This window comes from Streptomyces albiaxialis (assembly GCF_039530985.1).
Lineage (GTDB): Bacteria > Actinomycetota > Actinomycetes > Streptomycetales > Streptomycetaceae > Streptomyces > Streptomyces albiaxialis.
Window position 1 is genome coordinate 29,920 of sequence record NZ_BAAAPE010000024.1, and the last position, 12,398, is coordinate 42,317.

The following is a 12,398-nucleotide window of genomic DNA, read 5'->3' on the forward strand; positions in this document are numbered from 1 at the left end:
CCAGGACCCGGTCGCCCGGCGAGAACCGGCCGGCCCGCGGGCCCACGTCCGTGATCACGCCCGCGCCGTGCCAGTCCGCCGTCGCGGCGCGCAGTGCGACACGCACCTGTCCGGCGGCGAGGGACGTGCCCGGGTCCGGCGCGGGGTCCGGCTCCGGGAGGGGTTCCGGCTCGGCGTACGCGTCGTGGACGAGGCGGGGGACGAGCGTACGGCCGTTCCGCAGGGCGAGCTGGGGCTCGCCCGAGCCCAGCGCGTCCGGTACGGCGGCGCACGAGGCGGCCTCCTCGTCGAGGTCCAACAGCACGAAGCGGTCCGGGTGCTCGGACTGGGCGCTGCGCACCAGGCCCCACAGCGCGGCGCCCGGCAGATCGCGTACGCCCTCGCGGCCGTCCGCCTCGACGGCGCCGCGCGTGACGAGCACCAGCCGCGCCGCGCTCTCGGGCCCGGCCAGCCACTCCTGGAGCAACGCCAGGCATTCCCTGCCCGCCGCGGACAGCAGTCCGGCCGGGTCGTCCGTGGACGCGGGAGCCGACGCCGTCAACGGGACCAGGACGGCGTCCGGTTCGGGCTCCCCCGCGGCCACGGCGGCGCGGAGCGCCGTGAGACCGGGGTGGCGGACGGCGTCCGGCAGCGCGGCGGCCAGGCCGGTGGGAGCGTCGTCGGTGAGGAGCGCGAGTCGCCCGGGGGCGGTGGCGCCGTGGTCGGGGAGCGGGTGCCAGTCGAGCTGGAAGAGGGTGTTGCGGGCGGCCAACCGGGCCTGGTCCAGGCCTGCGGACCGGAGCGGACGGAGCGTCAGGTCCGCCAGCGTGAGCACCGGCGCCCCGTCGGCGTCGACGGCGGTCAGCCCGAGCCGGTCCGGGCCCTCCGGGCCGGGCGTGACGCGGACGCGCAGGGTGTCCGCGCCCGGCGTGTGCAGCCGCAGCCCGCTCCACGCGAACGGCATCCGGATCGCGTCTTCTCCGCCGCCCTCACCCGGCTCGGCGTCCGCGAGCGCCGCGCCGAGCGCGTGCGCCTGGAGCGCGGAATCGAGGAGGACCGGATGCACGCCGTAGGCGTCCGCTTCGGCACGGGCCTCGTCGGGCAGCGTCACCTCCGCGTAGACGGAGCCGTCCAGCCGCCAGGCGGCGGTGAGGCCCTGGGAGGCGGCGCCGTAGCTGGAGCCCCGGTCGGCGAGGTCCTGGTACAAGTGCTCGGTCGGCAGGGGCTCGGCCCCCGGCGGCGGCCACGCCCCGGTGAGTGAGGCGGGCACGTCGGCCGCCGTCTCCCGGGACGCTGCCGGGGCGAGCACGCCGGAGGCGTGCCGGGTCCACGGGACGGCGTCCTCCTCCGGGCCGGTGCCGTCCGCCGCCTGGCGGGCGTGGACGGTGAAGGCGCGGCGGCCCTCGTCGTCCGGCGCGGCAACGGTGAGCTGCGTCTCCACCGCGCCCTCGTCGGGGACCGTGAGCGGGTCGTGCAGGATCAGTTCCGCCACCTCGGCGCAGCCTGTCCGGCGCGCCGCGTGCAGCGCCAGCTCGGCGAACGCTGTGCCCGGCACCAGCACCGTGCCCAGCACCCGGTGCTCGGCGAGCCAGGGCCGGGTGCCCGCCTCCAGGCGGCCCGTGAACAGGTGGCCGTCCTCCGCGGCGAGGTGCGCGGACGCCCCGAGCAGCGGGTGCCCGGCGGGTGCCAGACCGAGGCCGGCGGGGTCGCCGGAGGCGCCGTCGCGCTCGTCCAGCCAGTAACGGCGGCGCTGGAACGCGTACGTCGGCAGGTCCACCACGCGCGGCGTACGGCCCTCCGGGAACCAGCGCGTCCAGTCGAGGGCGACGCCGCAGGCGAAGCCCGACGCGAGGGCGCGCGCGAGCTGCTCCCTGCCCCCCTCGTCGTGGCGCAGTGTCGGTACCGTCGCCCCCTCGGCCTCGCACTCCTGGAGCGTGTCCTCCAGGCCGAGGGTGAGGACGGGATGCGGGCTGGCCTCGATGAAGACGCGGTGTCCGTCCCGTACGAGGGCGGTGATCGTGTCGGCGAAGCGGACGGGCTCGCGCAGGTTCGTCACCCAGTAGCCGGTGTCGAGTGCCGTGGCCTCGACGGGCGTGGCGGTCACGGTGGAGTAGAACGCGACGGGCGTGGGGCGGGGTTCGACGCCCGCCAGCACCCGGTGCAGCTCGTCGGTGATCCGGTCGACCTGGGGACCGTGCGAGGCGTAGTCCACGTCGATGAGCCTCGCCCGGAAGCCGTCGGCCTTGGCACGGTCCACGAGCGCGGCGACATCGTCGGGCGGGCCGGAGACGACGGTGACGGTCGGTCCGTTGACGGCGGCGACACCGGCGTCGGAGCCCGCTGCCTCGATCAGCGCCCGGGTGTCGTCGCTGCCCATCCCGAGGGAGGCCATGGCGCCGCCTCCGGAGAGCTGTCGCAGGGCCCGGCTGCGCAACGCGACGATCCGGGCCCCGTCTTCGAGGGAGAGCGCCCCGGCCACGCACGCGGCCGCGATCTCGCCCTGACTGTGCCCCACGACCGCGGCGGGAGTGACCCCGTGCTCGGCCCACACCGCCGCCAGCGAGACCATCACCGCCCACAGCACCGGCTGGATGACATCCACCCGCTCCAGCCCGGCCCCCTCCCCGCGCAACACCTCCACCAGCGACCAGTCCACATGCGGCTTCAACGCCCGCTCGCACTCCGCGACCCGCCCCGCGAACACCCCCGAGATATCCAGCAGCTCAGCCCCCATCCCCACCCACTGCGACCCCTGACCCGGAAAGACCAGCACCGGACCCGACCCGGTCGTCAGAGCCGGGGTGCCGGGGTGGATCACGGCGGGGTGCGGCTCGCCGGAGGCCAGCGCCTCCGTTCCGGCCAGCAGCGTGTCCCGGTCGGCGCCCACGACGACGGCCCGGTGCTCGAAGACCGAGCGTGTCGTGGCCAGCGACCAGCTCACGTCGGCGGGGGCGAGTTCCGGCTCGGCGCGCAGCCGCGCGGCCAGCGCCGCCGCCTGTCCGCGCAGGGCCTCGGGCGTACGGGCCGAGAGCACCCACGGCACGGGCCCCGCCGGGGAGAGACCGTCCGGCGCCTCGTGCCCGTCCGGTAGCGCGGGCTGGTCCCGTGGCGCCTCCTCGACGATCACGTGGGCGTTCGTGCCGCTGATACCGAAGGCCGAGATCCCGGCACGGCGGGGCCGCTCCTCGCCCGGCCAGCCGGTCGGTTCGGTGAGCAGGCGTAAGGCACCCGCGTCCCAGTCGACGTGCGGCGTGGGCGCGTCGATGTGCAGCGAGGCGGGCAGGACACCGTGCCGCATCGCCTGCACCATCTTGATCAGTCCGGCGACGCCCGCGGCGGCCTGGGTGTGCCCGAGGTTGGACTTCACCGAGCCGAGCCACAGGGGCCGTTCCTCCGGCCGGTCGCGCCCGTACGTCGCGAGCAGGGCCCGGGCCTCGATGGGGTCGCCGAGGGTGGTGCCGGTGCCGTGGGCCTCGACGGCGTCGATGTCGGCGGCGGTGAGGCGGGCGTTGGCGAGGGCCTGGCGGATGACGCGTTCCTGTGAGGGGCCGTTGGGTGCGGTGAGGCCGTTGGACGCGCCGTCCTGGTTGACGGCGGAGCCCCGTACGACCGCCAGGACGCGGTGGCCGTTGCGGCGGGCGTCGGACAGGCGTTCCAGCACCACCAGGCCCGCGCCCTCCGACCAGCCGGTGCCGTCCGCGGCGGCGGCGAAGGACTTGCAGCGGCCGTCGGCGGCCATGCCGCGCTGCCGGGAGAACTCGATGAACGCGCCGGCCGTCGCCATCACCGACACCCCGCCCGCCAGCGCGAGCCCGCACTCGCCCTGGCGCAGAGACTGGCACGCGAGGTGCAGCGCGGTCAGCGACGACGAACAGGCCGTGTCCACCGTCACGGCCGGGCCTTCGAGCCCGAGCGTGTAGGCGACGCGCCCCGAGACCACGCTGCCGAGGTTGCCCGTGCCGACGTAGCCCTCGACATCGCTGGTGAGGTCCCCGATGAACGACAGGTAGTCGTGCGAGCTGACGCCCGCGAACACCCCCGTCTCGCTGCCGCGCAGCGCCTCGCGCGGCAGCCCGGCCCGCTCGAACGCCTCCCACGCGGTCTCCAGCAGCAGCCGCTGCTGCGGGTCCATCGCGGCGGCCTCGCGCGGGCTGATGTCGAAGAACCCGGCGTCGAAGTCGACGGCGTCCTCGCAGAACCCGCCCTCGGTGACATACGTCGTGCCGTGGTGGTCGGGGTCGGGGTCGTAGAGGGCGTCGGCGTCCCAGCCGCGCTCGGCGGGGAAGCCGCCGATGGCGTCGCCTCCGTCGGCGACCAGCCGCCACAGGTCCTCCGGGGAGCGCACGCCGCCCGGGTAGCGGCAGGCCATGCCGACGATCGCGACCGGCTCGGGCTCGGCCGACGTGGCCTCCCGCAGCCGCTGCCGCGTCCGGCGCAGCTCGGCGGTCATCCACCGCAGATGGTCGAGCAGCTCTTCCTCGGTCGGCCGGGACCTGCCCGGCTCGGACGTGCCCGCCCCGGGCGCGAGCGACCCGGACTTCTCAGGAACGGACTCTTGCGGCACGGAACCCACGCTCCCTAGGACTTGCCGAACTCGTCGGAGATGAGGTCGAAGATGTCTTCGGCCGTCGCCGTCTCCAGGTCGCCGTGCGTGCCGGGGTCCGCGGCGGCGTCCCCGTTCCCGGTGTCGCTCCACTTCGCCAGCAGCAGCTCCAGCCGCTGGGTCACGCGGCGCCGCGCCGGGCCGTCCAGCACCTCCGGCGGGCACGCGGTGTCCCACCGGTCGAGCCCGGACAGCACCTGGCCCTCGGAGGCGGTCCCGTCCTCGGCCAGGTGCTCGCGGAGGACGTCGGCGAGGGCGTCGGTCGACGGGTGGTCGAAGATGAGCGTCGGGGGCAGGCTCAGACCGGTCGTGGCGTTGAGCTGGTTCCGGAGCTGCACGGCGGTGAGCGAGTCGAAGCCCAGCTCCTTGAACGGCTGGCCGGGCGGCACCTCGTCGGGCCCGGCGTAGCCGAGCACGGCCGCCACGTGCGTCTGGACATGGCGCAGCAGCAGATGCCGCCGCTGCTCGGGCGAGGCGCTGTCGGCGAGTTGCCGCAGCAGCGGGTGCTCCCCGGCCCCCGCGCCCTCCCCGTCCGGCGGGACGTCCTCGCCCCGCTCCCCGGCGCCGCCGGGGGCGGCCTCGACGGCCAGGTCGGCGAGCAGCGGGCTCGGGCGGCGCGTGGTGAGCGCGGCCGCGAACCGCCGCCAGTCGATGTCAGCGACGGCGAGCGTCGTGTCGCCGAGGTCGAGCGCCTGCCGCAGCGCGGCGAGCGCGCGGTCGGGGTCGAGCGGCGTCAGGCCCCGGCGCCCGAAGTAGGTGACCGCGGTGTCGTCGGCCGCCATCCCCGAGTCGCCCCACGGGCCCCACGCCACGCTGGTGGCGGGCAGTCCGAGCCCGCGCCGGTGCTCGGCGAGCGCGTCGAGGCAGGTGTTGGCGGCGGCGTACGACCCCTGGAGACCACTGCCCCACGCCGCGGCCCCGGAGGAGAACAGCACGAACGCGCTCAGCTCCAGGCCCCGCTCCCGCGTCAGCTCGTGGAGGTGGAGCGCCGCCTGCGCCTTCGGCTCCAGGACCCCGGCCATGTGGGACAAGTCGAGATCCGGGAACGGCATGTTCTCCGGGACCCCCGCGGCGTGGAAGACGGCGGTGAGCGGATACGCCTCCGGGACGTCGTCGAGCAGTCGCCCCAGGGCCGTACGGTCGGCCACGTCGCAGGCCGCGACGGCGACCTCGGTGCCGGACTCGCGCAGCTCGGCGGCGAGTTCACCGACGCCGGGCGCCTCCTGGCCCCTGCGGCTGACCAGCAGCAGCCGGGGCGCGCCGTTCCGCGCCAGCCAGCGGGCCACGTGCAGGCCGAGCGCACCGGTGCCGCCGGTGACGAGGGTCGTCCCCTCGGGCCGCCAGGTGCCGTGACTGCCGGAGCCGTTGGAGGACGGGGCCCCCGGTGCGGCGGGGGCGCGGCGGAGGCGGCGCGCCCAGGTGCCGGTGGGCCGGATGGCCACCTGGTCCTCGGTCCGGCCGTCCGCCAGGAGTTCCGCCAGCCGGTCGGCGGTGTCCTCGTCCGGTTCGGCGGGCAGATCGACCAGGCCGCCCCAGCGCTGCGGTTCCTCCAGCGCCGCCACCCGGCCGAGGCCCCAGGACTGCGCCTGCACCGGGCGGGGGAGCGGCTCGTCCGGTGAGACGGACACGGCCCCCTGCGTCACGCACCACACGGGCGCCTCGACCTCGGCGTCGGCGAGCGCCTGCACCAGTGCGGTGCCGGCGGCCAGTCCCGCCGGTACGGCCGGCCGGCCGGGGTGCGGGCTCTCGTCCAGGGCCAGCAGGCTGAGGATTCCGTCGGGCCGGGCGCTGCCGACCGTGTCGTCGAGCCGGGCGGCCAACTCCTCGCGGAGCGGGTCCGCGTGGGTGTCGAGCGTCCAGATCTCGCTGTCCGCGCCCCGGCGGCGCAGCGCTTCGGCCGCCGTCCGTACCGCCGGGTGCGCGTCGTCGAGACCGGCCGGGACCACCAGCAGCCAGGTGCCGGAGGCCGCCCCCTGGGCTCCGTCGCCGGTGCCCTCGCCCTCGTCCGGCACCTGTGTCCACTCGGCCCGGTAGCGCCAGGAGTCGAGCCGGGCCTGCTCGCGCTGGTGCCGTCGCCAGCCGGAAAGGATCGGCAGCGCGGGACGCAGGCTGTCCAGCGCCGCCCCGTCGCTGTCCAGATGGAGCGTCGCGGCCACGGTCTCCGCGTCCAGCTCCTCGATCGCGTGCCACAGCCGGGCCTCGGCGGCGTCGTGCGCGTCACCCGCACCACGCGCGCCACCCGCGGAGCCCGTGCCGCCACCGCCGTACCCCCCGGTGGGCGGCGCGACCCAGAAGCGCCGCCGCTGGAACGCGTACGTCGGCAACGGCACGACGCGCGGCGCCGGTTCGGCCGGGAACACGGTTCGCCAGTCGATCCGGGCCCCCGCGGCGAAGGCGTCCGCCACGGCCCGTACGAACTGTGCCCGGTCGCCCCGGTCGCGGTGCAGGGTGGGGACGGCCGTCGCGTCGGCCCCCGCCTCCTCGAAGCACTCCCGCATCCCCGGCGTCAGCACGGGATGGGTGCTGACCTCGATGAAGAGGCGGTGCCCGTCGTCCAGCAGGGCGCGGACGGTGTCCGCGAAGCGCACGCGCTCGCGCAGGTTCGTCACCCAGTAGCCGGTGTCCAGTTCGGCGCCGTCCAGCGGGCCTGCCGTCACCGCCGAGTAGAAGACCACGTCCGGGTCGGCGGTGGGCAGGACGCCCGAGAGCGTCGCCTTCAGCTCGTCGGCGATCCGGTCGACCTGCGCGCTGTGCGAGGCGTAGTCGACGTCGATCAGGCGGGCGCGCAGGCCGTCGCCCTCGGCGCGGGCCACCAAGTCGGCGACCGCCTCGGGCGGGCCGGAGACCACGGTGGACGACGGCCCGTTCACCGCCGCGACGCCCACGGCGTCCGCGTGCCCGTACCCGTCGATCAGCTCCGTCGCGCGCCGCTCGCCCACGCCCAGCGACGCCATCGCGCCGCCGCCCGCGAGCTGCCGCAGCGCCTGGCTGCGCAGCGCGACGATCCGGGCCCCGTCGTCGAGGGACAGCGCCCCGGCGACGCACGCGGCGGCGATCTCGCCCTGGCTGTGTCCGACGACCGCTGCCGGGGTCACGCCGTGGTCGGCCCAGACGGCGGCGAGCGAGACCATCGTCGCCCACAGCGCGGGCTGTACGACGTCCACCCGGTCGAGCTCCGACTCGTCGCCCGCGCCGGTCAGCACCTCGGTCAGCGACCAGTCGACGTACGGCGTCAGCGCCCACTCGCACTCGGCCATCCGGTCCGCGAACACCGGCGAGGAGTCCAGGAGCTCGGCCGCCATCCCCTGCCACTGCGAGCCCTGCCCGGGGAAGACGAGGACAGGGCCGCCCGTGTCGGCGGCGGAGGCGGGGGCGCCCGGGTCGAGGACGGCGGGGTGCGGTCGCCCCTCGGCCAGCGCCTCCAGCCCGGCCGTCAGCGTCCCGCGGTCCTCGCCGACGACCACGGCCCGGTGCTCGAACGCGGACCGGCTGACCGCCAGCGACCAGCCCACGTCCACGGTCGAGAGGTCCGGCGCGGCGGCGAGCCGTCCGGCGAGCGCCGCCGCCTGACCGCGCAGCGCCTCGGCGCTGCGGGCGGACAGCGGCCACAGGACCGGCCCCTGCGCGGCCTCTTCGCACGCCTCCGAACCCCGCGGACCGGTCTCCGCCGGTCCGGTCTCCGCCGGTCCGGTCTCCGCGCCCCCGGCTCCCAGCGGCTCCGGCGCCTGCTCCAGCAGCAGATGGGCGTTGGTGCCGCTGATCCCGAAGGCGGAGACGCCCGCACGGCGAGGACTGCCGGATTCCGGCCACTCCTCCCGCGCGGTCACCAGCCGTACGGCGCCGGACTCCCAGTCGACGTCCGGGGTGGGCTCGTCGATGTGCAGCGAGGCGGGCAGCGTGCCGTGCCGCATGGCCAGCACCGTCTTGATGATCCCGGCGACCCCGGCCGCGGCCTGGGTGTGACCGATGTTCGACTTGACGGAGCCGAGCCGGAGCGGACGGTCCTCGGGCCGGTCCCGTCCGTACGTGGCGAGCAGGGCCTGCGCCTCGATCGGATCGCCGAGGGCCGTGCCCGTGCCGTGCGCCTCGATCACGTCGACATCGGACGGCGCCCACTGCGCGTTGGCCAGCGCCTGGGTGATGACGCGCTGCTGCGAGGGGCCGTTGGGAGCGGTGAGGCCGTTGCTGGCACCGTCCTGATTGACGGCCGAGCCGCGGATCACGGCCAGAACCTCGTGCCCGTTGCGCTGCGCGTCCGACAGTCGTTCGAGGAGGAGCAGTCCCGCGCCCTCGCCCCAGACCAGCCCGTCGGCGCCCGCAGCGAACGCCTTGCACCGCGCGTCGAACGCCATGCCGCGCTGCCGCGAGAACTCGACGAACGCGCCCGGCGTCGCCATCACCGTCACCCCGCCCGCCAGCGCCAGATCGCACTCGCCCTGGCGCAGCGCCTGGCCGGCGAGGTGGGCGGCGACGAGCGACGAGGAGCAGGCGGTGTCCACCGTCACGGCCGGGCCTTCGAGCCCGAAGGCATAGGCCACCCGGCCGGAGACCACGCTGCCGATGTTGCCGGTGGCGACGTAGCCCTCGACGTCGCTGGAGGTGATGTTGGTCAGCGACAGGTAGTCCTGCGAGGTGACGCCGGTGAAGACGCCCGTCGCGCTGCCGCGCAGCGCCTCGCGGTCGAGGCCCGCGCTCTCCAGCGCCTCCCACGCCGTCTCCATGAGGATCCGCTGCTGCGGGTCCATGGCCAGCGCCTCACGCGGCGAGATGCCGAAGAATCCCGCGTCGAACCCGGCGGCGTCCTGGAGGAAGCCGCCCTCCCGGACGTAGCTGGTGCCGGGGTGGTCGGGGTCGGGGTGGTAGACGGTGTCCAGGTCCCAGTTGCGGTCGGACGGCATCGGCCCGATGGCGTCCCGCCCCTCCGCGATCAGCGTCCACAGACCCTCGGGGGAGTGCGCGGCCCCCGGGAAGCGGCAGGCCATGCCGACGATCGCGATCGGCTCGTCCGGCGCGGCACTCCCGGCGGCCCGGGCGGCGGCTCCGGCGGCGGCCGCCTCTCCGGAACCGCCGCCGTCCGCACCCTCTCCCGTCAGCTCCGCCTGCACATACGCGGCGACGGCCAGCGGCGTCGGATGGTCGAACACCAGCGACGCGGGAAGGTCCAGCCCGCTGGCCGCGCTCAGCCGGTTGCGCAGCTCGACGGCCGTGAGCGAGTCGAAGCCCAGCTCGTGGAACGGCTGCCCGGACGGCACCGCGTCCGCGCCCGCGTGCCCCAGCACCGCCGCGGCCTGCGACTGGACCAGGCGCAGCACGAGATGGTGCCGCTGCGCGGGCGAGCTGTCGGCAAGCTGCCGCTGGAGCGGATGTGAGCCGCCATCCGGATCCGCCCCAGCGGTGTCCTGAGCCCCGCCGCCCTCGGCGGGCGGGGCGAGTTCGGCCAGCAGCGGGCTGGGCCGCTGCGTGGCGAAGGCCGCGGGGAACTTCCGCCGGTCGAGATCCGCGACCGTGAGCGTGGTCTCGCCCAAGTCGAGCGCGAGTCGCAGCGACGCCAGCGCTCGGTCGGGCGCGAGCGGGGCGATGCCGAGATGCCCGAAGTACGTCACGGCCGCGTCGTCGGCCGCCATCCCCGAGTCGCCCCACGGGCCCCACGCGACACTGGTGGCGGGCAGTCCGAGCCCGCGCCGGTGCTCGGCGAGCGCGTCGAGGTAGGCGTTCGCCGCCGCGTACGCGCCCTGCTGCCCGCTGCCCCACACCCCGGCGCCCGACGAGAACAGCACGAAGGCGCTCAGCTCGGAGCCCAGCTCCCGGGTCGCCTCGTGGAGCTGCCGCGCCGCGTACGCCTTCCCGCGCAGCGCCGAGGCGAGCCCGGCGGGCTCCAGCTCGCTCACGGGCGCGATGTCGGCGACCCCGGCCGCGTGGAACACGGCCGTCAGCGGGAGTTCTTCCGGAATCTCCGCCAACAGCCGCCGCAGCGCGTCGCCGTCGGCGACGTCGCATGCGGCAATGGTGACCAGGGCACCCTTGCCGCGCAGCTCGTCGGCGAGCCCGGCGGCGTCCGGCGCTTCGGCACCGCTCCGGGAGACGAGGAGGAGATGCGCCGCCCCCTCTTCCGCCAACCGGTGCGCGAGCCGCGCGCCCAGGGCCCCCGTACCGCCGGTGATCAGCACGGTTCCCCCGGGCCGCCAGGTGCCCTCGGCGCCCTCGGGGCCCTTCGGGGCGGGGGCGGGGAGGAGGCGGCGCGCGAGCGTCCCCGACGAGCGGATGGCCACCTGGTCCTCGGACTGACCCGACCGGCCGCCGGACGACAGCAGGGCGGCCAGGCGGGTGTGGGTACGGTCGTCGAGGTCGGCCGGCAGATCGACCAGCCCGCCCCAGCCGCCCGGCACTTCGAGCGCCGCGACCCGGCCGAGCCCCCAGAGCTGGGCCTGCGCGGGCCGCGGAAGCGGCTCGCCGGGCGTCACGGAGACGGCGCCCCGCGTCAGGCACCACAGCGGAGCCTCCACCCCGGCGTCACCGAGCGCCTGGATCAGCGCCGTGGCCGCGGCGAGCCCCACGGGAAGCTCGGGATGCGCCGGATGCGGGACGGTGTCGAGCCCGAACAGGCAGAGCACGCCCGTCGGTACGCCCTCCTCCGCCAGCCTGGCCGCCTCCTCGGCCAGCCGGCCCCGGCCAGCCTCCGCGCACTCCACCTCGTACACACGCGCCTCGGCACCGTACTCGGTGAGGGCCCGCAGAGCCGTCCGCACGGTCTCGTCCTGCGCGGTGGGGGCGAACACCCACCAGACCCCGGTGAGCGAGGGCACGTTCACCTCGGCCGAGTGCTTCCAGCCGATGCGGTAGCGCCACGCGTCCAGCACCGACCGCTCACGCCGCCGCTGCCGCCACTCGGACAGCACGGGCATCAGCTCGCTCAGCATCGGCTGATGCGCCTCCGACGACCCGAGGGTCCGCGTCAGCGCCTCCAGATCCCCCCGCTCGACGGCGTCCCAGAACGGCGACTCGTCCCCCGCTCCCTCCGGAACGACCTCGCGCGGACTGCCGAGCCAGTAGTGCTGGCGTTGGAAGGGGTAGGTGGGCAGGTCGGTGGTGGGGCCTTGGGGGAACCAGGGTGTCCAGTCGATGTCGGTGCCGTGGGTGTGGAGTTGGGCCAGGGCCCGGGCGAAGGCGTGGGTTTCGGGTTGCTTGGCGTTGAGGGTGGAGAGGGCGAGCAGGTCTCCGTCCAGGGTGTGCTGGGCGGTGGTGGCCAGGACGGGGTCGGGGCCGAGTTCGAGGTAGGTGCCGGTCCCGTGGTGGGTGAGGGCGGGGGCGAAGTGGACGGGCTGGCGGATGTGCTGGACCCAGTAGTCGGGGGACGCGATCGCGTCGTCGGCCGGTTGGCCGGTGAGGTTGCTGAGGAGGGGGATGACCGGCTGCCGGAAGTTCAGGCCCTCGATGGCGTGGTGGAAGTCCTCCAGCATCGGGTCCATGAGCGGGGAGTGGAAGGCGTGACTCACGCTGAGGCGCTTGGTCTTACGTCCCTGGGCCTTCCAGGCCTCCGCAACCTCCACCACGGGCTCTTCCGGCCCGGAGATCACAGTGCTGGTGGGGGTGTTGAGGGCGGCCACCGTCACACCGTCGGGCAGCTCCAGCTCGTCTGCTCCGGCCTCGATCGCGACCATCGCGCCGCCCTGGGGCAGCGCACCCATCAACGTCGCCCGGGCCGCCACCAGCGCACACGCGTCCTCCAGCCCGAGCACCCCGGCCACATGCGCGGCGGCGACCTCGCCGATGGAGTGGCCGATCACCGCATCCGGCCGCACCCCGAAGGAGCCCAGCA

The 12,398-nt window shown here is 75.8% G+C and carries 1 protein-coding gene and 1 pseudogene; both read right to left on the reverse strand.

The window, feature by feature from the left end; all coding sequences use genetic code 11:
• Positions 1-4,552 (reverse strand): annotated as a pseudogene (locus ABD343_RS36550) (type I polyketide synthase); the annotation flags it as partial.
• 5 nt (positions 4,553-4,557) lie between these two features.
• Positions 4,558-12,398: type I polyketide synthase (locus ABD343_RS36555; protein WP_425578362.1), on the reverse strand; the 7,841-nt coding region annotated here is incomplete at its 5' end.